Origin of the sequence: Vibrio coralliilyticus ATCC BAA-450 (assembly GCF_000176135.1) — a bacterium.
Lineage (GTDB): Bacteria > Pseudomonadota > Gammaproteobacteria > Enterobacterales > Vibrionaceae > Vibrio > Vibrio coralliilyticus.
In genome coordinates this window covers 374,012-398,949 of the sequence record NZ_ACZN01000018.1, presented here as the reverse complement: position 1 = coordinate 398,949, position 24,938 = coordinate 374,012, and the positions used below count along the sequence as shown (strand labels likewise).

Genomic DNA, 24,938 nt, shown 5'->3' with positions numbered 1-24,938 from the left:
ACTCCCGTCGATGACTAATCCAATAGTGTTATGTTGAGCGCTCTAACGTCATTCCAATCGCTATCTTGTGCCGAAATAAAACCCTTGAGTTTAAGTTTCTCTAGATGAGCGAGGCCTTCTGGGGAGTCGTCAAACTCTATAAGCGCTTGCTGAATTATGCTTTTCACGTTGCTATTGAGATTGGGGTGAGCTGCGATAGCGTGGGGGGTATACCCTTTGGTGGTCCAAATCGGAGTCAGTTGATCACGAGTTTCCTCAGGTAACGCCATATAGGTTCTTATTATTCCACCACCTGCGGGGAAGAAGCCTTTCGCGACAGCTAAGTAGACGGAATCATGAGATGATACGTAAGACGGCTCAAACGTTATGTTGCTTTGTTTCAGATAGGCTTGAGTCAATACAGTTGCCGCGAAGGCCGCAGGTGAGGGGAAAGCAAGTTCTGTATTTTGCAGTTGTTCAGGCTTGGAAATATCACTGTCTTTTCGGACGACAATGATACCTTTAAGCCGTTTGTCTTTAGCTTTTGCAATCGCTTTGTAGCCAGGCAATTCGCTGAAGACGGTGTAATGGTAGGGGTTCATATAAGCGAGATCATACTCCCCGTTTTTCAGCCGCTGTTCGAACGTTGGAATGTCAGATGCTGTGCTAAATATGATCTTTTGCCCTGTTCTTTCGGAAAGGTACTCGATGATAGGGGCCCATTGTTTGGCAAGCTTGCTCGCAGAGTGCTGGGGAACAACACCAAAAGTGATGGATTCAGCATGTAAGGACGCCGAGAGGAGTGTAAGCAGAGCAAGATAAGTAAATTTTTTCATAATCAATCCTTAGGCTGAATGAGCCAGAAACTCGTTAGTAAGGAGTTTTTGTGCCCATTTTTCTCTCCATGATTGAGGAAGAAACCTCAGTCTTCTTATCTCTCTCGCCATTTCCTGCCCCAGTGTTGCTTGGTTCTTCAAGTTCAAAATGGAGCCTAGTAGTGAGATTTTCGGGCTTTGGAGGAGCTCTTGCGATTTCTGGATTTGACCGGTTGATGTTTTCCCTCCCATGACCACTAATACAGTTTGGTCACATGCGCTGGCGACGACCTGGGCGGGAATATTCCCTCGGTTTACATGAAGCAGAGGCGAGGTGTCGCAAATGACTCTATCGTAGTGCTGTAACCATTTATCTACTGAGTTGCTCAAAACACTTGGATCTTTATAAGCTAGAAGCGTGGAAGTCTGTTCCGGCACCGGTAAGCCAGTGAAAAGCTGGTGGGATGATTTGTGTTCCAGTAACACACCTATGTCATCACCCTGGTCAGCGTTGACTAGTGCAGGTTCAAACGCAGGATGGAATAGGTTTAGATCCACCAGAAGGGTTTTATGCCCACCGAGTAAGTATCTTTCCGCCAAAGCAGAAGCAATTGACGTGACGCCGTCACCTGAATTGCAGCCTGTGAGACAAACTGAACGCGCCTCGGCCAATTCGGCCGCGAGGTAGATTTGCTCTACCTCGGTTAATGTAGCAGGAATAATCATTACAGCGCTCCTATCAATACGATGGTGGTTGTCAATCGTAGGATGTCTTCAAGGCCTACTCGTGCTCGTTCAAGAATGCTTTCGCTGCGGTCTGGGATGTAAATCGTGTCACCTGCACGAAGCACTGGAAGCTTATAAATATTGGCAGTTTTGCTGAAGTCTATTAGGTCAAAGGTACGAGCCTGTCCTTGGCAGCAGGACATATTGACGATTGAAATCTTTTCCAAATATGCACGCTCAGAGGGGCCACCAGCTTCAGCTAGAATGTCCAGAATCGTCATGTTGTCATCAAAGACATAGCGACCAGGGCTGTTAACTGCACCCAGCACTCGAACTGTTGATTCTTTGCTAGTATCCAACCAAATCTTATCTTTCTCAGGGATGTAAATGGTGTCACCCATGGTTATCTTTGGTAGAAGGCTCTCATCCCCAGTTTCGAAATACAGGGACAAGTTAAGTTTGCTAACTTTTGAATAGGTTTTGTCTCTATGAGTGATTTTGATGTTATGGATATCGGCATCTTTAGTTGGACCATCAGCTGCAGACAGGATGTCCAGAAAATGCATTTCTTTTGTAAAGCGGTAGCGACCAGGAGCATTAACCTGACCGAAGACGTATATAGAAGCATCAGAGCTTTGACGTACCCATTGTGATTTGTTGTCAGATGGATCTTGAGGTAAATCGTGAACACGAATAATAGTACCAGCGCTGATGACAGGTAGCTCCGCCATAGGTGCTCCGTTTAAAATGAACTCGTCAAGATTGAACGTCTTCATTTTTCCGTTAGGTGTCACCACTTCTATTTTTGACGTGTCGGCGCGAAGAGTAGGTCCTCCGACATGTGCCAGCAGGTGCATCATGTCCATTTCATCAGACCATTCGATGCGTCCTGGGCGAACCACTTCACCAATGACATTAACAGCACGGTCTGGCGAGATCTTTAGCCACGACTTCTCATTCATGTCGGTTTTCTCTGGAACAAATATCGCATCACCGGGATTGATTTGAGGTGGAGCTTTGGTAGTCAAACCTTCTGTGTAAGCCGTTAAATCAAATTTGATAACTTGCCCATTCGCTTTGATAAGGCGAATTTGACGAGATTCTGCGTAACGGGTTGGACCGCCGGCGTTGGCCAGAATGTCCATAAAAGAAGCACCTTTTTTACCTTCGTAGGCGCCAGGGCTCTTCACCTCACCCATGATGTAGATAACGTTCGAACCTGCGCGGATTTCCTCTTCCTGTTTAGGTACGAAAATCGTAGTGCCTGGTTGAAGGTTAGGGAGCAGAGAAGTATCCCCACTATCTAAATACTCTTTCAGATTGAAAATCTGAGGCTTGTTATTGCTGATAACACGAATCTGCTCCACAGAAGCGTAACGTGTCACGCCGCCGGCGCGCATGAGGATATCAACCAAATCTGCAGTATTTTTGAAAGTGAAAGAGCCCGGTGCATTTACTTCACCAAATACCTTGATCGCAGTTCTGTTGTCAGCACTATCACCAGAATTAGCTAACTTACTGGCATCAAACTGTTGCTCGATGTTACCCACCAAGGGTGAAGCTGGTACAAATATAGTGTCTAGAGATTTGAGCTTAGGTAGCAGGGACTCATCACCTGTATCTAAAAAGCTTTTGTAATTAAAAGGAAATTTGTCTTTTCCGCGCTTAAGAAGCAGATTATTTAACTGCGCACCCGAACGTAATCCACCAGCAGCGTGAATTGCCATTTGTACATCTGCACTCTTTGATAAGGTGTATTCGCCGGGGGAGTTTACGTACCCCTGAATAGAGATAAGAACTTGCTGCTCTGAGATGTAAACCGATGCAGTAGAAAGATCTCGATAAACTTTGCTTAATGCATTTAGGACTGACTGCTGAAGCTGGTTCTCTGTATATCCTGCGACGTATAGTGCACCAACTTCAGGTAGGTTGATTCGGCCTCGTTTATCAACTTGGAATCCTTTATTTAATGTTTCTTCGCCTGGTAGATTCACCTGAATCATGTCACCGACTTGAACACGTTCCATCTCGGCATTTACTGAAGCTGCAAACAGGAATACAAGGGTGATTAATATGAGTTTATTCCACATGATAATAGCCTCCATTCAACTTGTTCTCTGCTAGCTCGTTGGTTTCAACAACTTCGATGCTAACCCTACGGTTTGTGAGTCGAACTCCGTCTGACTCACCTTCGAAAAGAGGTAGGGATTCACCAAGCGATTTTGCTTCTATTCTTTTCGGCTCAAGGCCAAAAATGGTCAGGTAGCGTTTCACTTGTTTTGCTCTGCCCATTGCGAGCTGCTGGTTCTGGAGTTCATCGCCAACCGAATCGGCATGACCAGTGACTGTTAGGTTTAGTGACTTATGCTCTCGCAGAATGTTGGCTGCTTGGGCAAGGTGCCCCATATATTTGGGGTTCACTTCTGTAGAATTGAACGCAAACTGATTATCAACGTTTAGCAGGTTGTAGAGCTTGTCGATGATTGCCAATTGTTGTTGGAAAGAAAACTCATCATGTGGTGGGACACATTTAGCTTGAGATGTCACATAATCAAGCTGCCTCTCAAGTTCATCCAGGCGTTTACGCTGAATAACAATGTCGTTCGCGGCGTCTAACAACAAACCACCTTCTAGTTCTCTTGCTATTCGATTTTGTTTTTCAAGAGCTTGGACGACAGCTGCCGGGAAACACCAACGAGCACCTTCACGAATGAGTGCATCAAGGTGGAGTTTTGCTAATTGCCAATCGAAGCGCAGACCATGCTCTGGGCCAAGAGGCTCGTCTGGCATGACTGGAGTGAAATTAGATTGGATGTACTGTTCAGCAAGGCCTCCGCGACCCTCTTCGGGGTAACTGCTACAGCCAATCGAGCTTACTATAGGTACAATTAGGGCTATGTGTTTGATGTAATTAACCATGCCAACTTCCTCTGTTAGTGGGTGAAATCTCGTTTATTGTTTTAGTGAGTGCGAGAGTTCACAGGGATTGCTTTGTCGATACGAAGCAGATTGATGATTTCAAGTGGTTGGCCAGTGACATTCTCGATGCGCATCTGACGCTCACGCTCGACTAGACGTTTGTATAGGTAAACCAGTGCACCAACACCTGAAGAATCAAGAAAACGAACATTGCGGAAATCAATTTCAACTTCGCCATGTTGATCAGCGATAATTTCATCAATGTGTTGTTGAGCGTATCGACTGCCGTCAGCATCTAAGTTGCCATCAATTTGAAGGGTAAGAATTTCATTTGTTAGTTCAATTTTACGTAGTTCCATGACGATATCTCCTCAGATAGTTTTCTTAAATAAGGCACTTTGTGTGCCAAAAAATATGCACTTTAAAATCAATTGGTTAAGTTGATGGTTCTTATATTTCTCAATTTGAGAAACGTGTTTTCTCAGACTGAGAATCATGTCTATAAATGAAAAATGGCGCTGGAGGCTGTAACTGACACATCTGTAGGAGGAAAGAACTTTTGATGTTACTCGTATTGTTAGCTGGCATTGATTGAACTTATGCATCGAGCCTTGAAAATCACTTCGGATGGAAATGTCTGGAGTTAGGGATGCAAATTAAGTTAACCAGTGTCGCGATTGCTGTTGCTATATCTTTCAACGCTTGGTCAGAGAGTCATTCTTTGAGTTATATGCCTTTGGTTCAGGCCAATGACTACGAGTATGGAACGAATATTGAGGATTACTGGAAAAGTGAAAAGCTAGATGGTATTCGTGCTATTTGGGATGGATCTCAATTAACTACACGCAATGGTAAAGTCATACATGCGCCTGATTGGTTCATTAAACCTCTACCGAGCTATGCCGTCGAGGGGGAGCTATGGGCGGGGAGAGGAAAGTTCCATATTGTCCAACAGACGGTTTTAGACAAAGTACCCGTTGAACCATCTTGGAAGCAGATCGATTTCATGCTGTTTGATATGCCGCAAGCGGCGGGAGACTATCAAAAGCGCTACTACAATATTCGATATTTGGTTGACTCAATTGACGCGCCACACATCAAGTTAGTCGAGCATACGCCGATTCGCTCTGAGCAGGAGCTCTTTCATTACTTAGACAACGTCAGCGAGCAAAAAGGCGAAGGGTTGATGTTAAGGAAGGTGACCAGTCGTTATCAGGCTGGTCGTAGTAGTGACTTGCTGAAGATGAAGAAACATCAGGACGCAGAAGGCTTAGTTGTTGGCTACAAAGTCGGTAAGGGAAAGTACAGCGGGCAGATGGGGGCGTTACTTATCCAGCTGGATTCAGGTATAGAATTTTATATAGGTAGTGGCTTTACTGATGAGCAGCGGCGCCAGCCCCCTAAGCTCGGTTCAATCATTACATTTAGATACAATGGCTATACGCAAAACGGTATTCCTAAATTTGCGCGCTATATGAGAGAAAGGCCAGAATATACTAGCGAGTAGGGGATGCTCCGCAACGTTTGAACAAGGCTTGCCAATACTCAACATGCTCTTTTGTAGCAGCTCTGAAAGCTTGGTGATATTGCTTAATCGGGTATTGGTAATTGGCGTGGCTTGTATCAACAAAATCTATTAAAGGGTTCAGTTCATTGTAAATGCTATCGATTTTGGCGAGGTATGGCTGTATTTGACCAATGAAAAACTCGTTAAACACGTTTCTGAGATAGCGAAATTTAGTTGTATTTCTTCCCTGACCGCATAGGATAGCCTCATCGTGAGCTTTTAGTTGTTGAGTGATGACGCTCAACTTGTTTCCAGCGTTGAGCATTGAATAGCTGAGCGGGCCTAAAACTGCGTTTTTTTCTAAGACTTCTTGGTAGGGTGTTAGTGCGTTTAAAGTGCTGGTGTAATCCAGTGTTTTGCTAGCTGAAAATCTGGAATCTATTTGATCGAGCGCTTGTATGACTTGAGTGCTGCCTCTACCTTGATCGACGGATAACCATCCCGTCGCTTCTAGTTGATTACGCATTGCGTCACTTGAAAACACCAAATTGGTAAAGTGCGCTGGTAATTGTTTGAGCTTCTGTTGTTGGATTGAAGCTAGTTGTGTTTTAAGTGCAGAGGATATATCTGGGCTCATTAAGCAGCGCTCTATGCCGTAACTCACTTGGAGTTGGTAATCGAAATTTCGAAATTGGTCCTGAATCTTTCCTAATACCGAGTTTTTCTCTGCAACAAGATTGAATAAACCGCATTTTCGAAGCTCATAACTGTCGAGTAGTCCTATGCTGATACTAGGGATAGTAATATGCAGTTCTCGTTTCGTGGGCAGTAAGACATTGACGTTATCCGGCATTGGTATCGCTGGTCTATCTTGGACATTGGCGATACGGGCTAAATAGGTGTCCAAACTGGCGTCCATTGGACTCTTGATAAAATCACAAGCAGAAAGGGACAAGAGTGATACCAAAACAATAAAGATACGCATAGGTGTGATAAATAAGGAAACAATCAAGGTTTGTTATTAGTCTACGAAGTAAATGCAAAAAAGGTCAGCATAGCTGACCTTTTTTGGTTATTTAGAGGAAAATTCCAATTGGATATCTTCAGGTTGTCTATGCATCCAACGAAGTCTCAGACCAAGCATGATTGCAGCTGATGAAAGACCGATAATGAAACCCATCCAGAAGCCATGAGCGCCCATAGGCTCAACAATCCAATCTGTCATTCCTAAAACATAGCCAATCGGGAGGCCTAGAATCCAATAGGCGATAAAAGTACGGTTGAATATTGCGGCCATGTCTTTGTATCCCCTCAAGGCACCAGCCGCAACGACTTGCACGGCATCCGTTACTTGGTAGATGGCAGCAAATAGCAGCAATTGCAAAGCAATCTCTATAACAGCGCGATTGTCAGTGTAAAGTAATGCAACTTGCTCTCTGAACAGAACCGTGAATAGTGCAGTGGATAAGGCCAGCAACACAGCAACAATGACACCTACACGAGATGCGATTGCAGCCCCTTCTACATTGTTCTCTCCAAGGCTGTGGCCAACACGAATGCTGGTCGCTGCACCAATGCTCATTGGCAGCATAAAGACTAACGACGAAAAGTTAATCGCAACCTGGTGCGCTGCGACAATCAGCGAGCCGAGTGGGGCAACCAAGAGTGCAACGACAGCAAATAGGGTAACTTCAAAGAATAACGCGGCTGCTACTGGAAAGCCTAGCTTGAATAAACGAACAAGAGGTTTTAGCTGCGGCTTGTGGAATTGTCCGAATAGATTGATATGGGCAACACGTTTGGATGTCACGACATAGAACAGCAACATAAACAACATTAGCCAATAAACAATGGCTGTTGCGACACCACATCCCACACCGCCCAGCGCAGGAGCACCAAATTTACCGTAAACAAAAATCCAGTTTAGCGGGATATTAAACAGCAGCCCAATGAAACCAATGACCATTGCGGGCTTGGTGAGTGACATACCATCAGTAAAACTGCGCAAGGTTTGGAAAAGCAAAAAGGCGGGCACAGCGTAAATTACAGCATGCATGTAACCGTTGGTTTTTTCAGCCATTAACTGCTCGACATTCATCAAACCCATTATATTTTGAGTCTGAAAAAGCACGCCAATAATGGGTATAGATATGAGCAATGCCATTGCGGCACCTTGTTGAATCTCAAACGGAATCTTAACCTGTCGGCCTGATCCATTGAGTTGAGCGACAACTGGGACCAAGGCCATGAGCAGGCCAACGCCAAATAGTATTGAAGGTAGCCAGATACTTGATGCAATGGATACAGCAGCCATATCCGTCGCACTGACACCGCCTGCCATGACGGTATCGACGAAGCTCATGCCTGTCTGCGCAACGGAAGCAATCAGTACTGGCGTGGCCAATTTGATCAGCTTATTCGCTTCTTGTTTATAACGATGCACGTAAAAACTCCAATGAAAGCAAAGATGCTTTGACTTCTGCAGAATCAAATTATGGAATCAACACGAAAATCAAAGGGGTGAACACCATTGTTATCGATAATTTATACATGGTGCTGTTGTGCTAAATGATAATTAAATGTCACACTAACCTCCACGAAAAACTGTTGGAATTTGCAATGTTTACTGGAATTGTTCAGGGAATGGCGGAAGTCATCGCTATCGAGAAGAAAGAGTCGTTTCAAACTCATGTAATTCGATTGAATTCATCAATGGGTCAAGGATTATCTATAGGTGCATCGGTGGCGCATAACGGTTGTTGTCTGACCGTAACAAAAATCGATGGAGAACACGTTTCTTTCGATCTGATACAGTCTACTTTAAAGCTAACCAATCTTGGTGAGCTGGAGGTTGGTCATTCGGTTAACATTGAGCGCGCTGCCAAATTTGGTGACGAGATTGGCGGTCATACCATGTCTGGACATATTTCCATGGTGAGTGAAATTGTTGAAGTGATCGATACACCTAACAATAGGACGGTTTGGCTTGAGTTACCTGAGAACATGATGAGGTATGTATTGGCGAAAGGCTTCATTGGGTTAGATGGTTGTTCGCTTACCATTGGTGAAGTTGAAGGTAATCGCTTTTCCGTTCATTTAATTCCGGAAACCTTACAGAGAACATTGTTTGGTCAGCGTCAGCAAGGTGACAAAGTGAATGTCGAAATTGATCCTCAGACTCAGGCTATCGTGGATTCAGTCGAGCGTGTTCTAGCAGCTAAAGAGATGCTTTGAGCATAGAGAAATAGAAAAGCGCCTTTCGGCGCTTTTTAAAAAATTTGTTCATCGTCGGCATCAATTGAGAGTTCGATTTCGTCCAACTGTTCGTTAACCATCATACTGAGGTGGATGGCGTTGCAACAGGCAGGACAGTCGTCGTAAAAATTCTGGCTACCATTCGTTGCATCTAACGTGATACCAATTGAGTGCCCACAATGGGGGCAGGTAACTCTTTTCTCTGTGTATTTTCGCATAGCTCTCTTCCTTACGTCTTTGATGAGATCAATGCCCAAGCCTTACATACCCGTGATTTACTTGGTCACGCTTTGAGTATGTTCAATCCGTTATTATTGGCTCCGACAAATTAATCTTAAGTCGTTAAGTTAGTAATAGACGTAAATTAAGTACAAAGTTTGAGATAGCTAATAAAAAACACCAAGGTTGGGCTCGGTGTTTTGATTTGGGTTGAAAGTTTTTCGATTGAATGATTCTAATTTGTTGTAAAATAAGAAAATTCCTACAACTTAGTATGTGAGTATTTTGTTGATTAAGCGTTCGCATTGATCTAAGTAGTGTCCACCAAACTGATTATAGTGGTTGAGTAGGTGATAAAGGTTGTAAATATCTTTACGTTCACTATAAGCAAGATCTAGCGGTAGCACGCTCTCATAGCCTTGGTAGAATTCTGGCTGGAACCCTTCAAAAAGTTCGGTCATCGCAATGTCGCACTCTCGATCTCCCCAGTAACAGGAAGGGTCGTAGCAAATGGGGCCAAATACTGAGTTGGCTGCGTTACCATGCCAGAGGTCACCGTGCAGCAAAGATGGACGAGGGTTATGGTTACCTAACCTGTCCTTTACGAGATGGGTAAAATCACCGATATCAACCAGAGTGACTCCTTTCTCTTTCATTAGCTGAAGTTGCCAGCCAATTCGTTGTTCAGCAAAGAAACGCCCCCATTTTCGGTCCCACTTATTGGGCTGTAAGGTGGAACCAATAAAGTTATCTTGATCAAACCCATACTCTTTCTGTTCTCCCCATTGGTGGAGTTTGGCAAGCTGCTGGCCAAATTTGTAACTGTTACTGCTGTCATCGAGTGGTTTAGTAGGGAGATAGTTCAGAATCAGGAAGGCATGTTCTTTACTCTTTCCAGTAAGAATATGTTCCGGTACGAAAACGGTGGAACTCTCACGTAAAATTCGGATGTTTTCCGCTTCTATTTCAAACTTAGCGTAAAAGTCTCGCAGATTGACTTTCACAAAGTAGCGCTGCTCTCCATCGCTTATCATGTAGCAGTCACTGATATCACCGCCATGTAAGCGGTTTTTTTCGACAATATCAAAAGAAAACATTAATGCTTCAGACAGTTGCTCAGTTATGGCTTGCCACATATCAAGATCCGTTTCCGCAGTTGAGTATTAACATTGTAGAATAAGGAATTGGTTAATTCTGAATCAGACTGCAAAAAATTCAATCATTTAGTGGGCGGATTCATTGGGCTTATCAATTTGTGAACTTTGTCATATCTGGTTAGAGTCTATAAGCTAGTAAAATAGTTTAGCCTGATAAAAGTTGATCCTAGTTCAAAGCAATAAGTTGGAAATTAAACCAAACTCTTCAACTAAGGTATAAACAACTTTTGAATTTTATCAGCGTCCGAGTCGAGTTGAGTTGTGAAAACTCATTGATATGTCTTAGTATTAGATAGTGACTCGAAAGTAGAATAATGAATGGAGAACGACAGTGGTTGTTGAAACCGATGGCTACCTAGCACTTATTGAGCATCTGGCTTTTAATCTTGATGTCTTTTCATCTGACGATGGAGACACGGGTGCTGAAAGTGTCGAAGATGTCGTTACCGATATGGTAGCGAGTAACATCATGGCCATTTTTGAGCAGAACCCAGAACTGCACTCTAGTGTTCGCTTCCAATTGCTTAAGGAAGCAGATTCAGTTGTAGAAGATTTAGGAGAGGTGTTAGCGGGTGTGTGGGCTAAACCTGCAACCAATGATCAGATAACATTCCTTGATGAGTATATCGCACTGGTCAAAAATCTATTTGATTCCGCAGTCGCCAAATACGACTGATTTCAATTCACCACAGGCGGCGTGGCAACCCGTCTGAAATGCCAGAATTTCGAAGCCCAATAGGGATTGTCAAGCCTAGAAATTATGACGCCTTTTGATGTTGAAGCATGCATAAATTGCTTGTTACCAATATACACGCCTACATGACGAACCTTTCTTGATGTTTTGAAAAAGGCTAAATCTCCCACTTGAACTTGTTCATAACTCAGCTCGTTTCCGATGCTTACCTGTGCCAATGTGGTGCGGGGTAAGTGGATGTTCAGGACGTCTCTGTAAGCTACTTGAACAAAAGCGGAACAATCAATACCGTTGTAATTGTTGCCCCCTAGGCGATAGGGGACTCCCTTCCAATCCTTATAGACTTCAAGAAACTCTTGTTGCACACCTTTTTCATACGAAGAGATATTTTTACCACTATCTAAGGTATTGAAGTCTGTTGAGGAAGGGGAACTTGAGCATCCTGCTAAGAGGAGAATTAACAAAGCGATTGAAAATTGCGGCGCAACTCTATTCATGGTGTCTATTTCACCTCTTAATGACATTTGTATGTAATATTATCTAAATAGAATCGCACACTAATTAAACTTTTGTATGATGTCGGTTCAAAATTATGCCTAAGCAAAAGACGAGTTTTTCACTCTCGCTCATTCAAACTATCAGTGCTGTATTCTTAACGATAACCATACTGGTCATTGGATTATCTGTCACCAGTATTAAAGGGATTGAGAGAGTTGGAGCTCAATTTGAGACGCTTTCCGATCAGGCCCTTCCTCTTGCAATGACCAATGCAAAGCTCACACAAGCCATTCTGGAACAAGTTAAGCAACTCGGCTACGGCTCTCAAGTTAGCGATATTGAGGGCTTGAATAGAATCAAGGAACAAACCGTTAACAGTTCGGATGAAACGTCGACGTTAGTGGAACAAGTCTTTGCGATTTCCTCGGAATTCAATCAAGCCATATCGCAACAGCAAGAATTAGAACTTAGAGAGAATATCGAAGCGTTATCTGATTTAACCAACAGAATACTTTCAGCTCAGAAGTCGTTACTGACAATGCAGGGGAGTATAGATTCACAAGTGACAGAATTCCGTTATGGCTTGAGCTCAATCGGACCAGAAATGAATCGAATCAGTTCCTTTCTTGCCGTTGATAACCCTGAATCTTCAGATGCTGCGAATCGATTTATTGCTAGTGCGAGCTCTATGGAAAGTACATTTCTAGTTTTGATGATGCAAACGGATCAAGACAAAGCAATGCAAGAGTACAAGGAAATGCGTAATCGTATTGCTGGGATCAATCTAGCGTTCGATGACTTTTCTGAATGGCACCCCGAGGTTAAAGAGTTTGCGAGTTTAATTGCCCCATACGACATGGTCCAAGATGGTTTTTCTGAGTCAGGGGTGTTAAAGCAAATTTTGAAAAAATTAGAACTGGCACAAAATCAGAGCGCACAGCTTTCCCACGCGGCGGTTTTGGCCAATGACACCATCCAACTGCTTAACAACATTTCCCAGACAGCAGAAGCGCTAATCGATGACAGTAAACGTGTCGTTAGCAACACTATATACTCTATCAATACGATACTGATTATTAGTAGTCTGGTGTTGGTCGCTATTATTGTTGTTTCTTGGGCTTCTTTACGAACTTGGATTAATCGAGGCTTGAAAAACATCACTGGTAATCTTAATAGGCTAACTGAGCATGACTTTACCAACACGGTTACTTTGCTCGGACCATTTGAAATGAAAGAAGTGGCGCGCAAACTGAATCAGGTTATCGAGTCAACCCGTGGTTCTATCTCGACGGTGACGAGAAACTGCGAGACGTTATATCAAACAGCGGAAATTAGTCATGATGCAGCGGAGCAATCTAATCTGAGCTTGGCACGTCAGAATGAATCCCTCACAAGCATGGTTGAGACAGTCACGCAACTCGAAGCATCGATAAAAGAAATCGCAACCGTGACCAACGAGTCATACAGTGAATCCCAACAAGCGGCAGAGTATTCTGGAAATGGGGTGAAAGTCATCGAGCTGAATCAAGTCAGGCTTCAATCTTTAGAAGACACACTTAACATGAATGAACACTCCATGATTGAGTTGGACAATCGAGTGAAGCAGATTCGTGAAATGGTCGATATGATTTCCGGTATTGCAGAAAATACGAATTTATTGGCGCTCAATGCTGCTATTGAAGCTGCACGAGCAGGAGAGCAAGGGAGAGGGTTTGCCGTGGTTGCTGATGAAGTACGTAAACTGGCCAGCGATACATCACAACAGACGTCAAACATCCGCGACCGCATGAGCGAATTGGTTGCTGCTGCCGAGAAATCGCGTAGTGCAGTTTCAGCTAGCCGTGAGGAAATGACTTTCGCTCTTGAGTCCAGTGAACAAGTAAAAAGTACCTTTGAAAACATTGAGAAAGCGGTTAATCAGATACGTCTTCGAGTGGAGCAAATTACTGTAGCGACGGAAGAACAGGAGCGGGCAACAGCGGATGTAAGCCATTCCATCGCTCATGTATCGGAACAGGGAGAGCAAACTAAACTTCAACTTGAATCAATGGTTGAAAATTCAGAACAAGTTGCTGAAATTGCAGGTCATCAACAAGCTATGCTTCATAAGTACGACTTACCACAATAGTCATTGAATCAGTAACTTATTTCTCTCGAAAGGGCTGGGTTAACATCTTATCAACCCTTTGTTCGTTTGGCGTCTGGAAAAGTGGAATCCCAATCTTTACATCGTTGTGTCCACGCTCAGGTTGATCGATGTAAGTGCCGAACCAGCGGTCCCAGATAGAGAGAAAAAAACCAAAGTTAGAATGGGTTTCTCGCGGTATTACTGAGTGGTGCACGCGATGCATGTCTGGTGTGACAATGATTTTGCGTAGAATAGCATCCACCTTGAATGGCAACTTGGCGTTACTGTGATTAAACATCGCACTGGCATTGAGAATGATTTCAAACACGATGATTGCAACAGGAGAAACACCCAGTGCGACCACAAGTCCAATTTTAATCCACATCGACAACACGATCTCAATTGGATGGAAGCGGCTGCCTGTCGTGACATCTATATCCTGGTCCGCATGATGCATTCTGTGTAATCGCCATAGCCAAGAGACTTTATGAAAGACCAGATGTTGGAGGTAGATCGCCAGATCGAGAAAGATGACACACATGATGAGTTCCGCTAATAAGGGGAAATCTAGGTGATTGAGTAAGCCCCATTGTTGTTTGAGAGCAACGTTTGCTGCCTCAAAGGCGAGCACGGGCATAAAGATGCCGAGAAAGACCGAGTTAAACGCGACTAAGCCAAGGTTGTTCATCCAGCGATAGAGCTTATTCTGGGTCAGCTTTTTTCGTGGAGTTAGCCATTCCCACAATCCACACAGTATCAGCACAGATAGAAAAAAGCTTAAGCGAATAAGATCTGGATTCTGCATACGACGTTTTTCTCCCACATGGAACTTGCAACGGATTTGTCTCAAGGTAAACTCTGCACCCTTTATCATTATCCATCAACTTACATGAGAATCCACGCTTTTCACCGTCTCTATCAACATCGCCTAGAGCACTCGACTAAGCCGTTCAATGCAAGAGGCTGTAAAGTCCAGCGTTGTCAGTACTGTCAGGTAGCTGAACACTTTTGTATCTGCGCATATCAGCCAGATGTCTCCAGCTCAGTGGCGGTGATGCTGCTAGTGTCTGAAAACGAAGTCTTCAAACCAAGCAATACTGGGCGGCTTATCCTTGATACGGTAAAAGAAGGTTATGTGTATCAATGGAGTCGCACAGAGCCCGATCAGGCGATGTTGTCGTTGCTCAATCATGAAGATTACCAGCCCATCGTCGTGTTTCCTGATGAATATGTTGAAGATAAGTCTCGCTTGCTTGGAGAACATCCTCGTCAGCAGTGTGGTGGTAAAAAACCATTACTCATCTTTCTAGATGGAAGCTGGAGAGAAGCTAGGCGCATTTTTCGAAAGTCGCCATATTTGAACGCGCTTCCTGTTTTGTCAGTGTCGCCAGAATCAATTTCTCAGTACGTCATGAGACGTTCTGAAAATGAGCAACACCTTGCTACGGCGGAAGTCGCAACATTGGTACTTGAACAACTGGGTGAAGAGCAGACAGCGCAAACGCTTAAACTGTGGTTTGACGTGTTTAAAGAAAGTTACTTGTTAAGCAAAACCCGAATTAAGCCAAATTTTGACCGACCACAGCTGCAACATTATCTGCAGAAGGTGAAAAACGAGAATTCAGTCTGAAAATAATGGGCTTGTTGGCGATAGTCTGCACAGTTAAGTCTAGGTAGTGGTTAAATTCGTTCCACGTCACGGATTGTAGGCGTACCAATGTGGATAATGAACCGATTTTGACTTTTTTATATTTGTTTCTGGGAGAGATACGATGTACTACGGCTTTGACGTTGGAGGCACTAAGATTGAATTTGGTGCGTTTAATGACCAATTAGAGCGTGTTGCCACTGAGCGCGTACCAACGCCAACGGAAGACTATTCTTTATTAGTGAGCACGATTGCTGAACTGGTGAATAAATATGACAAACAGTTTGGCTGCGAAGGCAAGATCGGTCTAGGTCTACCTGGAATGGAAGACGCCGATGATGCCACCGTTCTGACGGTTAACGTGCCTGCGGCCAAAGGTAAGCCACTTCGCGCTGACCTTGAAGCCAAAATAGGCCGTAGCGTTAAAATTGAAAACGATGCGAACTGCTTTGCACTTTCTGAAGCGTGGGATGAAGAGCTTAAAGATGAGCCTTCGGTTATGGGGCTGATTCTTGGCACTGGCTTTGGTGGTGGATTGATTTACGACGGCAAAGTATTTTCTGGTCGTAACCACGTGGCGGGTGAGCTTGGACATATGCGTTTACCGATTGATGCTTGGTTCCACCTAGGAGACAACGCGCCACTACTAGGTTGTGGCTGTGGTAAAAAAGGCTGCTTGGACAGCTACTTATCGGGTCGTGGTTTCGAGTTAATATACGAGCACTATTACGGCGAAGCGAAGAAAGCGATTGATATCATCAATGCATATAAGGAAGGCGAAGCTAAAGCAGCAGAGCATGTTGAGCGCTTTATGGAGTTGTTGGCAATTTGCTTTGCTAATATCTTTACTGCTAATGACCCACATGTTGTTGCACTAGGTGGTGGGTTGTCTAATTTCGAACTCATTTACGAAGAGATGCCAAAGCGGGTGCCTAAGTATCTGCTATCTGTTGCTAAGTGTCCGAAGATTATCAAAGCAAAACATGGCGATTCTGGTGGTGTGCGTGGTGCTGCCTTCCTCAACATCAAATAATCTTGATTTGATTGAATAAATTTGAGAGCTTGCTTAGGCAGGCTCTTTTTTATGGTAATCACAATGACTTTGCTCGCCTTTCAACAAGAACACTATAAGCAACTTATCGACTGGATTGATTCCGCTGAGCTTAACTACCTGTGGGGCGGACCTGCGTATCAATACCCATTAACGGTTGAGAGCGTCGATGTCCATTGCTCGCAGGCTGAGGTAAAGCCATATCTGTACGCTCATCAGGGCCAAGAGGCTGGTTTCGTTGAGCTATATCATCATTCGAATGATATTGCTCGAATCTGTCGGGTCTTTGTTGCTCCGCAATTTAGAGGGCAGGGCGTAGCGAAAACCATGTTGCAAGCGTTGATTCGAGAAGCTAGAAACCAAGGGTATAGCGAAATTACATTGTGTGTATTTAGCCACAATCTATCGGCTATTCGCTGTTATCACTCACTAGGTTTTGTCGAAGTGAAGAGAGAGTATGGTATTCGAGAGTTCGACGGAGAGAGTTGGGAGCTTATCTATATGGATAAGCCCCTATAACGAAAAGTTGATCTATAGAGTCAGACGTATAATGACGTCCAGCATTTCGTCAAAACATGGACCCAATGCTTCCTCATCGACTGCGTGGCAGTACACCCCTTGAAGCTGATCGGCTCTGAAATCACCTGCTAAGTCTGCATCATCCAGCATTCTAGGGTCGTTCGCCATACGCATCAGAAGATCTTCCCCTTGCTCATTATCCGGTCCAGTTGACGAAGTGAGAGAGGAGCCTAAACCCAACGTGAATACGTATATATCCTCACCACGAGCTGCTGTCGCGATATCCTCAAGTAAATTTCGAGCGACACGATTAACACGAATGTAGAGATCGTTGGCAGAGTGTGTGCTTGGGTTGTATTGAGTGACAGGCCGGTCAGGGTGGCTTGGGTTTAGTACATTGAATTCGGTCGCGCTAGCGCTATGGGCGGTATAGTAGTCAGGCAACTCAGCAATATAATCATCAATATCGCTTCCTTCATAACCTGAACCTGGTAATTGAGTGGCAATTGCATCGTGATACCACAACCCTCTTGGTGTACCGCTAGACTCGTCGCTGGAGCGAATGGATCCTGTGTAATTCGTGCTGGTACCAACAAAGTCGAATTCTGAAGCGAAGGTGTTTGGCGCACCGTCGGTAAAGAATACAATGACTTTTAGATTAGCAGGGTCAGTCACATTCCTCAGAGCATCTAATGCTAAGTAAATGCCCTCTGAAGAGTTCGTGTATTGCAAGCTGGAGAGGCTGCCAAAATCAAATGCGTCGATCTCGGTAGTAATGTCGCTGCGACTATGGCCCCTGGAACTTTGGAAAGCAACGGGGACTTCTGCACCATAGGCGTATTTAACTAATGCAATGCGGTCAAAGCTCTCATTGAAATTGGTGATGAAGTCCTTGGAGCGAGCAACAACATCATCCGTTACATCGCCGATAGAGCCTAACCTCAATGAAGTGGTGTTATCAACGACTAACACTAAATCAACTGGCCTACGCACAGTTTGCGCAGTGGCACTAATTTCTAAAGAGCTGTGGCCAAAAACACCTAAGAAAGTAGTGCTGACCTCGGCAGACGCGGATAAATCAATGGAGATATTACCAAATGAGTCATAGCCAAACGTTACTGTTGGACTTGCAGTTGTACTGTCATGGTAGTCTGTGGGTAAATTGGCATTGTAAAACTTAATTGCTGCGTCTCTGGCGGCATCTTCACCCTCAGCGACAGCTCGTGCAGCGGCAATACCAGCAGCATCGACAGCAGCGAATAATTTTGCTTTGACTAAAAAAGCACGACCACTGTCGATAGCAGTCCCTGTTGCTAAAATTAGGAAAGGTGCGGCTATTACGGATATTAATGCCACCAAACCTTTTGACTTACGTATGCTCGCTAAGCGTTGTTTGAAAGGCATAAACTTCGTCCTTATAAGTAAGTAAAATCGCTCATCACAAATGAGCTGTCGTATAGATAGTTGGTCAATGGCGTATATTCGTAATGTATTTCAACCACATAAACGGATTCGTTATCTGCCAAAGTGATTGGAAAATCAGTCAGCTCAGGGAGTGGATCAGGCAGTTCACATTGATTATTTGTCCAAGTCGTACACTGGTCCCACGTTGAGCTGCTATGAACCAGTCCCGAGTTACTCCATACATATTGTTCGCTAACATATGGATCTGCAGATTCTTGACCAACAACCAGCGTAATGTACATAACCCCATCACTGTTCATGTCCAATGGAGCCGATGTTGTCGCGACCAAAGTCATAATCTCATCTGGGGTATTGGTACTGGTTCGCGAGACTAAGTTTGCGGCCTCTCTGCTCATCCCTATCATCACACTGTTGGATTGCAACAATTGCGTCACCTCAATGATTCCCCCAATCAAGACCAGCATAAAAGGTGTGATTAGCGCCATTTCAACGGCGGCAAAGCCACCTTGTTTTTTGGGGAGAGATCTAGATATACGCATAAATCAAAATGCCTCGTTTCTCATCGCCGTACTGACGGTAAATTGATATTTACCACCTTCAACAAATGGGTAGGTGAGTGGGCTGGCAGCAGGCCATTCGCAGTCCAAATGAATCGCGATGATGTCACCGGCACTACCAAAAGATGCGACAGCGTTGCCATCGATATCTTCAACACGTATGTCGTCGACATTCATCACTTGTTCTAGGTAGCCGTTAGAGGCGTCAGAGATCATTTGAATGACGGCCGCTTCACGATCACCATTGCCGTCTGGGTCGAGATCTGAACGGCCAGTGACGGCGTAACGCGCACCTTCTCGGACTGCATTCTGCATAGTCAGTTTGACGTAGCCGTATACCGAGAGATCAAGAATGGTCATGAAAATAGCGAAGAAGAAACTTGCAGCAAGAGCAAACTCGACAATAGAGCCACCAAATTGCTTGCGGCGATGTCGTACTGGGCGGTGTGGCTTGTTTTTAGGCGAATTGACTCTGCAATTTGACTTGCCAGTTTGTACCTGTATTGAGTTATGGATGTACGATCTCATACTCACACCTACTTAACCTAAAAACAGTCAATCACACAAACGTGTTGAGCCTCAAATTAGAAAAAGGCCAATGTAGTAGGTATAGCCTGATTTGACCCAATTTCCAGTGGTAAATTGGGGGTTAGACTAGGTGCTCTAGTGCAAATTTGTTAAGTAAGAAAGGCCTGTGTTGATAGATATAAAAAATAAACTTTAGTTGTTCAGTACATTAGATGTTATGTAGAAGATTATAGTTTGATAAAGGAATATATTCCGCCTAGGTGAAAGAACAAAAAGTTTTCAGGATTGAGAAGTATAAAGGTGCTTTCTGGGGAAGCAGGAACGAAGGGAGACAAACTAACTCATACTTTCGTTCAGAAGCACTGAAAGGAAAGGAGCCCAACTGGCGGGGCTCCTGCATTGGTTACTTGTTCTTCTTACCAACACCGAGATTTTGCTTCTGTTGAAGCGTGATTTTTTCAAATCCTAGCTTTCTAAAGTGGTTGTCGCGGTAATTGCGCATTGCCTTAGTATCTGACACCGCTTCAATTTGCTGTTCCATCTTAAGGAACTCGGAAATATCAATACCTTCTGCTTCGGCCACTGCTTCATGAATATTACGATGTTGCTGATATGAAAAAGTCAGCGTTTTGTCTTCACCCTTATAGGTATACAGGATTGTGCGAGCCATATGTCTTTCTCTTAAGATAACTGAGGCCAGCTGAGCTGGCCTTTGATTGCGCTAGATTCTGCCTTGAAGAGGAATGATTGTCACGCTTTCTCCGACTTTTACTGTATCGATCGCTGGCGAAACTTCGATTAAACAATTGGCCTCACTCATTGAACGCAAAATGCCAGAACCTTGTTTCCCTGTGCTCCTGACGGTCAATTGCCCCTGAGGATCTATCTCATAAACGCCACGGCTGAACTCAGTACGGCCTTGACGAGAACGTAAGTCTTCAAGTGCGACCGCGTTGACTTTCAAAGGCTGCCAACCTTGCTCTCCTTGCATTTTACGCAGCGCAGGCTCAATAAAGTTAATGAACGACACCATCACGGCTACGGGATTGCCCGGTAGGCCGAAGAAGGGTTTATCGTTCACCTGACCATAGGCCAGCGGGCGACCCGGCCTCATATTGATGCGCCAAAAGTCAATGCTGCCCAATTTATCTAAAGCGAGTTTGATGAAGTCGGCATCACCGACAGAAACACCACCTGACGTGACAATGGCATCCGCTTGAGCCGAGGCAGCTTGCAGGGCCTCCGTCATGCTCTGTTCATTGTCTTCGAGGATACCAAGGTCGAGGATCTCACAGCCTAATTTTTCTAACAGGCCAAGTAGGGTAAAGCGGTTGGAGTCATAAATAGAGTTTGGTGCTTGCTCGGTACCCGGCGCCTGCACTTCATCGCCTGTAGAGAACACTGCGACTTTCAGGCGGCGAAAAACAGGACACTCTGCAAAACCCAAAGAGGCGATCATCCCCATTTCAGGTGATTCTAGTCTTTTACCTTGACTGAAAACCACACTGTCTACTGGAAGGTCCTCACCAGCCTGACGAACATTTTGACCAGCTTTAATTGATGCACCCGCAAAAGAAACCTGATTTCCAGTTTGCTTTGCCTGCTCACGCATTACTACGGTGTCCCCACCTTCTGGCGTTGGCGCGCCAGTCATGATTTTTACCGCTTCACCTTTGTGAAGAGGTGCATCGTAGGCGTGGCCAGCAAGCACTTCAGCAACGACGGTGTATTGTTCTCTTTCCACATCATCGCCGCGAATGGCATAGCCATCCATTGCTGAGTTAGTGTATTGAGGCACGTTAATTGGCGAGTGGATATCTCTAGCCAGTACTCGTCCGTAGCTTTGCTCAATAGCGCATGTTTCCACGCCTGCCAGGGATTGAACTGAGGAAAGGATTTTGTCTTGCCCTTCGCTGACAGAAAGAAATGCAGGAGACAAAGTGTCGCAACAGCCTGTAGTCTTAGCGACTTGCTCTCGCTTCTCGGGCTTGACGTAGTCGCAAACAAAACGCGCGATTGCATCAAGATCATTAATATTCATCTGAGGAAGGGATACATCTTCAACATGCGTGTCTGCAGCGATAGCGATGATGTTACTGTCGTTAGGGTGCAGCCAAGGTTTGCCCACTTCTTCTCTGTGCAGCTCGATTTTTGGAAAGGCGATGTTTTTGCACCCTTCAACCAAGATGACGTCTAACGTGTCCGTATCGAAGCGGCTAAGTAGGTACTCAAATTCAGATTCAGCTTCGGGAGTTTCAGTCATTAACGCGTAGCGATTACGAGATGAAATGAGCATCTGAGAGGCGCCAGCTTTACGTAGTCGGAAGCTGTCTTTGCCTTCTTTATCTACATCAAAATTATGGTGTGCGTGTTTTAGCATACCAATGCGTAATCCTGCCTGAGTTAATCTTGGCAACAAAGCTTCCAACAGCGTGGTTTTACCGGTTCCAGAATAAGCAGCAAACCCCAGAATTGGGATAGGGAGCGAGTGTTTCATGAATGTATGGTTCCAAATTGTGCCAGTTCTTCAGGGGTGTTCAGGTTAACGAAACAATCCGTCGCATCGCTAAAATCCACATAGTGCGTCTTGCACTCTTTATAAAGAAGAATGATTTTTCTATCGCCACGTTCAAGAAACGCGGTCAGTTTCGGCAGTACACGCTTGTGGTAGAGCGTGAAGACGGGCTGCTGATAGTCACCGTCATGGGCGACCAGAATGTCAGAATCTTCTTTGACTGCAGAGCAAAAACGAGCGACCAAATCCATGCTGATCTGTGGGCTGTCGCAGGGAACAAACCCGACCCAGTCTTTAGTTGCTGCCGCTAGACCTGCGTGAATACCGCCCATAGGCCCAGGGAAACCTTTGATTTTATCGCCGACCACGACACCATACTTTGAATAGGTATCTTGATTGCGGTTTGCATTGACCATGATGTCAGAGACTTGTGTGGACAGTCGTTCATATACATGTTGAATCAAAGGCTTATTGTCGAGTTCAATAAGGCCTTTGTCTTTTCCGCCCATACGTCTAGCTTGACCGCCAGCTAAAATAACCCAACTAGTTTGCGTTGGAAGAAGCATAAGTGTTCTCTTGCCTTGTATCTTTAATAACGTGTAGCAGTGGCGACTCTATCAGAGTCGTATCTTTAATCCACCACTGCCTGCGGCATAAGTCTGTCAGTGCATTTTCCTGGTGACTAGTGATAACGATACTTGATCCCCGAGCCAGAAGATCTTTCGCCATTATCACCAACCTATCAATGGACTCTTGATCGAGAGATGCACTAGGCTCATCCATCAAAAGAATGGATGGTTTGAGTATCCAGGCTCTGGCCATCGCAACGCGTTGTTTCTCGCCTCCCGAAAGCACAGAAATATGTTCATCCGCTAAAGTTTCCAAGCCTACCATGCGTAACGCAGTAATAACTTGAGCTCGCTTAATTTTAAGTGATTCTTGTTGGTATCTGATGCCATAGACGACATTTTGATAAACCGTGCCATCAAACAGGTAAGGCGATTGGTGCAGATAGATAACGTCTTTTCTTCCTGTTCGGCTAAAAAATCGCTTAACCCAAGTATCATAGGGGGCGTTGACGTGCCCAGTTGTGGGCTTCGCCAGACCAGACAGAATTTTGAGTAGCGTCGTTTTTCCAACCCCGTTGTCACCTTTCAGGTAGATGGCGTCGTTAGGACCAATGCTCAAAGTGGGAATATGAAAGAGTACCCGTTCTTTAAAGCGCATCGAAATATCTTGTGCCGTGATTTTGATGGTCATAATTCGCCTTTACGTTCTGAGGTAGCCTTTGCCGCGCATACTGGTCAGGAAAAAGTTGAGGGCAAGCGCCAGCGCGAGTAGAACCATGCCCAGAGCCACACCTTGGGCGAAAGCGCCTTTATGGCTCTCCATCGCGATCGCGGTTGGGATGTTACGCGTCATCCCCATAATGTTTCCGCCCACCATAGTGGAACAGCCAACTTCAGTCACAATGCGTGAAAACGCTGCGATAGTAGCTGCCATGAGTGGAAACCTTGTTTCCCAAATCATGGTCGCCGCAAGGCGTGAAGGGGATGCTCCCAGTGTAATGGCCGTTTCGACAGCGCGGCGATCGCTGGATTGCAGCGCACCGTGCATCATAGAGACCAGAACCGGAAAGCCGATCAACATTTGACCTACGATCATCGCTCGCTGGGTAAACAGCATTTGCCAGTCCCCGAGAGGACCTGAGCGAGATAACATCATGTAAAGGAGTAGGCCAATTACAACGGTTGGAACTGCTTGTAACGTATTAATCAGGGACAAAAAAATCCACTTTCCGCGAAAATCTGTATAAGCAAGAATGAAAGAAAATAGAATCGCCGGCAGCAGTACCAGTGAAATGGCCGTAATGGAGACGCTGAAGGAGACCGCTACGATCTCCCACAGCTCCTGATCAAAGCTGGCCAATAACGCCAAGGCGTCTATTGTTGTCTTCCCTAAGGTCATAACGGGTTACTTTTCGTTTGCATTGGCAACAAACAATTGTTTGCCATGCAACTTATAGTCGTTGATTAGCTTCTGTCCTTTAGGGTTGACCAACCAATCACTGAAAACTTTAGCCCCTTGATAATTGATGCTTGGGTAACGTTCTGGGTTCACCAAAATTACCTGATAAGGGTTAAACAACTTTTGATCGCCTTGAAACAGGATCTTGAGATCGAGTTTATTGTTGTACGCCAGCCAAGTACCACGGTCAGTCATGGTGTAGCCTTGCATCTCATTCGCCATGTTCAGAGTAGGGCCCATTCCCTGACCCACCGAGCGATAGCCGCCAAAGTTTGGCTCGACTTTGGTCTGTTGCCAAATCCCTTTTTCTTTTTTGTGTGTGCCTGAATCGTCACCACGGGAAATAAAGGTCGCGTTCATATTAGCGATGTGCTTAAACGCTTCCGCTACGTTGTGTGAGTCGTGAACTTTGGCTGGGTCAGCGTCCGGACCGACAATCACAAAGTCGTTGTACATGAGTTTACGAGGTAAGACGCCATAACCATTTTGAACAAAATTGGCTTCTGCTTTAGGGGCGTGAGTCATAACTAAATCGACATCGCCATTTTCACCCATTTTGAGTGATTTCCCCGTGCCCGCTGCGATGACATCGACTTGGTAGCCCGTTTCTTTTTCAAACTGAGGGAGTAAATAATCCAGCAGTCCAGAATGGTAGGTGCTGGTGGTGGTCGCCAAGCGAATGTGATGGCTGTCATCCGCCGCAAAGGCTGAAGAACTGATAAAGGCTAAAGACGCCGCTGCAATGGTAAAAGTTGTTGCTTTCATGGCTA

Annotated in this window: 27 protein-coding genes; 7 read left to right on the top strand and 20 right to left on the bottom strand. The window is 44.9% G+C overall.

Features of this window, described 5'->3' with window-relative positions; all coding sequences use genetic code 11:
- Positions 1–14 precede the first annotated feature (14 nt).
- From VIC_RS21250 to VIC_RS21230, 5 genes are read right to left on the bottom strand one after another with little or no spacing between them, the layout of a single operon-like run.
- Entirely contained in the window at positions 15–815 is an 801-nt protein-coding gene (locus VIC_RS21250) for a phosphate/phosphite/phosphonate ABC transporter substrate-binding protein (protein WP_006962357.1), read from the bottom strand.
- A gap of 9 nt (positions 816–824) precedes the next feature.
- Positions 825–1,520, bottom strand: a complete 696-nt coding sequence (locus VIC_RS21245) for a P-loop NTPase family protein (RefSeq protein WP_006962356.1) — start codon at positions 1,518–1,520, stop codon at positions 825–827.
- Positions 1,520–3,610, bottom strand: a complete 2,091-nt coding sequence (locus tag VIC_RS21240) for an SLBB domain-containing protein (RefSeq protein ID WP_006962355.1) — start codon at positions 3,608–3,610, stop codon at positions 1,520–1,522. The genes VIC_RS21245 and VIC_RS21240 overlap by 1 nt, the downstream gene beginning before the upstream one ends.
- Entirely contained in the window at positions 3,600–4,439 is an 840-nt protein-coding gene (locus VIC_RS21235) for an OmpA family protein (RefSeq protein ID WP_006962354.1), read from the bottom strand. The genes VIC_RS21240 and VIC_RS21235 overlap by 11 nt, the downstream gene beginning before the upstream one ends.
- A gap of 41 nt (positions 4,440–4,480) precedes the next feature.
- On the bottom strand, positions 4,481–4,798 hold the full coding sequence (locus tag VIC_RS21230) for an STAS domain-containing protein (protein ID WP_006962353.1): 318 nt from the start codon (positions 4,796–4,798) through the stop codon (positions 4,481–4,483).
- Positions 4,799–5,088: 290 nt separating this feature from the next.
- Between VIC_RS21230 and VIC_RS21225 the strand changes: the two genes are divergently transcribed.
- Entirely contained in the window at positions 5,089–5,946 is an 858-nt protein-coding gene (locus VIC_RS21225) for a DNA ligase (protein WP_006962352.1), read from the top strand.
- Here VIC_RS21225 and VIC_RS21220 read toward each other — a convergent pair.
- Positions 5,936–6,865: a DUF3080 domain-containing protein gene (locus VIC_RS21220; RefSeq protein ID WP_006962351.1), complete on the bottom strand. Its 930-nt coding sequence runs from the start codon at positions 6,863–6,865 to the stop codon at positions 5,936–5,938. The genes VIC_RS21225 and VIC_RS21220 overlap by 11 nt on opposite strands.
- 153 nt (positions 6,866–7,018) lie before the next feature.
- Positions 7,019–8,389 carry an MATE family efflux transporter gene (locus VIC_RS21215; protein ID WP_006962349.1) on the bottom strand — a complete coding sequence of 457 codons (1,371 nt, stop codon included), beginning with the start codon at positions 8,387–8,389 and terminating at the stop codon, positions 7,019–7,021.
- Between the two features lie 176 nt (positions 8,390–8,565).
- Here VIC_RS21215 and VIC_RS21210 point away from each other — a divergent pair, with 176 nt between their 5' ends.
- The gene (locus VIC_RS21210; RefSeq protein ID WP_006962348.1) at positions 8,566–9,180 is read left to right on the top strand and encodes a riboflavin synthase; all 615 of its coding nucleotides are present in this window, start codon (positions 8,566–8,568) and stop codon (positions 9,178–9,180) included.
- Positions 9,181–9,215: 35 nt separating this feature from the next.
- Here VIC_RS21210 and VIC_RS21205 read toward each other — a convergent pair whose 3' ends face one another.
- Together VIC_RS21205 and VIC_RS21200 are read right to left on the bottom strand one after the other, a co-directional pair.
- Complete coding sequence (locus VIC_RS21205; protein WP_019276122.1) at positions 9,216–9,419, bottom strand: CPXCG motif-containing cysteine-rich protein; 204 nt, start codon at positions 9,417–9,419, stop codon at positions 9,216–9,218.
- A gap of 270 nt (positions 9,420–9,689) precedes the next feature.
- On the bottom strand, positions 9,690–10,556 hold the full coding sequence (locus VIC_RS21200; protein ID WP_006962345.1) for a fructosamine kinase family protein: 867 nt from the start codon (positions 10,554–10,556) through the stop codon (positions 9,690–9,692).
- 352 nt (positions 10,557–10,908) lie between these two features.
- On the opposite strand from VIC_RS21200, the gene VIC_RS21195 reads away from it, so the two are divergent.
- Positions 10,909–11,253 carry a DUF3802 family protein gene (locus tag VIC_RS21195; RefSeq protein ID WP_006962343.1) on the top strand — a complete coding sequence of 115 codons (345 nt, stop codon included), beginning with the start codon at positions 10,909–10,911 and terminating at the stop codon, positions 11,251–11,253.
- Positions 11,254–11,255: 2 nt separating this feature from the next.
- On the opposite strand, the gene VIC_RS21190 is transcribed toward VIC_RS21195, so the two are convergent.
- Positions 11,256–11,768, bottom strand: coding sequence for a C40 family peptidase (locus VIC_RS21190; RefSeq protein WP_039952445.1), 513 nt, complete (start codon positions 11,766–11,768; stop codon positions 11,256–11,258).
- Positions 11,769–11,863: 95 nt separating this feature from the next.
- Between VIC_RS21190 and VIC_RS21185 the strand changes: the two genes are divergently transcribed.
- Positions 11,864–13,897: a methyl-accepting chemotaxis protein gene (locus VIC_RS21185; RefSeq protein WP_039952441.1), complete on the top strand. Its 2,034-nt coding sequence runs from the start codon at positions 11,864–11,866 to the stop codon at positions 13,895–13,897.
- Positions 13,898–13,913: 16 nt separating this feature from the next.
- Here the strand turns inward: VIC_RS21185 and VIC_RS21180 are convergent, their stop codons facing one another.
- Positions 13,914–14,702 (bottom strand): sterol desaturase family protein, encoded by a 789-nt coding sequence (locus VIC_RS21180; RefSeq protein ID WP_039952439.1) that lies wholly within the window; start codon positions 14,700–14,702, stop codon positions 13,914–13,916.
- Between the two features lie 84 nt (positions 14,703–14,786).
- Between VIC_RS21180 and VIC_RS21175 the strand changes: the two genes are divergently transcribed.
- From VIC_RS21175 to VIC_RS21165, 3 genes are all read left to right on the top strand, one after another.
- The gene (locus VIC_RS21175) at positions 14,787–15,527 is read left to right on the top strand and encodes a tRNA-uridine aminocarboxypropyltransferase (protein WP_039952618.1); all 741 of its coding nucleotides are present in this window, start codon (positions 14,787–14,789) and stop codon (positions 15,525–15,527) included.
- A 142-nt stretch (positions 15,528–15,669) separates the two neighbouring features.
- The gene (nagK, locus tag VIC_RS21170; RefSeq protein ID WP_006962335.1) at positions 15,670–16,578 is read left to right on the top strand and encodes an N-acetylglucosamine kinase; all 909 of its coding nucleotides are present in this window, start codon (positions 15,670–15,672) and stop codon (positions 16,576–16,578) included.
- A gap of 63 nt (positions 16,579–16,641) precedes the next feature.
- The gene (locus VIC_RS21165; protein WP_006962334.1) at positions 16,642–17,115 is read left to right on the top strand and encodes a GNAT family N-acetyltransferase; all 474 of its coding nucleotides are present in this window, start codon (positions 16,642–16,644) and stop codon (positions 17,113–17,115) included.
- 12 nt (positions 17,116–17,127) lie between these two features.
- Here VIC_RS21165 and VIC_RS21160 read toward each other — a convergent pair whose 3' ends face one another.
- The 9 genes from VIC_RS21160 to VIC_RS21120 form a co-directional block, all read right to left on the bottom strand.
- Positions 17,128–18,519: a vWA domain-containing protein gene (locus VIC_RS21160; RefSeq protein WP_006962333.1), complete on the bottom strand. Its 1,392-nt coding sequence runs from the start codon at positions 18,517–18,519 to the stop codon at positions 17,128–17,130.
- Between the two features lie 11 nt (positions 18,520–18,530).
- Entirely contained in the window at positions 18,531–19,079 is a 549-nt protein-coding gene (locus VIC_RS21155) for a TadE/TadG family type IV pilus assembly protein (RefSeq protein ID WP_039952436.1), read from the bottom strand.
- A gap of 3 nt (positions 19,080–19,082) precedes the next feature.
- Complete coding sequence (locus VIC_RS21150; RefSeq protein WP_080555961.1) at positions 19,083–19,625, bottom strand: TadE family protein; 543 nt, start codon at positions 19,623–19,625, stop codon at positions 19,083–19,085.
- A 403-nt stretch (positions 19,626–20,028) separates the two neighbouring features.
- Positions 20,029–20,295, bottom strand: a complete 267-nt coding sequence (locus VIC_RS21145; protein WP_006962330.1) for a DUF2960 domain-containing protein — start codon at positions 20,293–20,295, stop codon at positions 20,029–20,031.
- A gap of 51 nt (positions 20,296–20,346) precedes the next feature.
- The gene (locus VIC_RS21140; protein WP_006962329.1) at positions 20,347–22,122 is read right to left on the bottom strand and encodes a bifunctional molybdopterin-guanine dinucleotide biosynthesis adaptor protein MobB/molybdopterin molybdotransferase MoeA; all 1,776 of its coding nucleotides are present in this window, start codon (positions 22,120–22,122) and stop codon (positions 20,347–20,349) included.
- A complete protein-coding gene (mobA, locus tag VIC_RS21135; RefSeq protein WP_006962328.1) occupies positions 22,119–22,706 on the bottom strand; it encodes a molybdenum cofactor guanylyltransferase MobA in 588 nt (195 codons plus the stop codon). The genes VIC_RS21140 and mobA overlap by 4 nt, the downstream gene beginning before the upstream one ends.
- On the bottom strand, positions 22,684–23,400 hold the full coding sequence (locus VIC_RS21130) for an energy-coupling factor ABC transporter ATP-binding protein (RefSeq protein ID WP_006962327.1): 717 nt from the start codon (positions 23,398–23,400) through the stop codon (positions 22,684–22,686). Before VIC_RS21130 ends, mobA begins: the two co-directional genes overlap by 23 nt.
- A gap of 9 nt (positions 23,401–23,409) precedes the next feature.
- Positions 23,410–24,108, bottom strand: a complete 699-nt coding sequence (locus VIC_RS21125) for an ABC transporter permease (protein ID WP_006962326.1) — start codon at positions 24,106–24,108, stop codon at positions 23,410–23,412.
- A 6-nt stretch (positions 24,109–24,114) separates the two neighbouring features.
- Positions 24,115–24,933, bottom strand: a complete 819-nt coding sequence (locus VIC_RS21120) for an ABC transporter substrate-binding protein (RefSeq protein ID WP_006962325.1) — start codon at positions 24,931–24,933, stop codon at positions 24,115–24,117.
- Positions 24,934–24,938 lie beyond the last annotated feature (5 nt).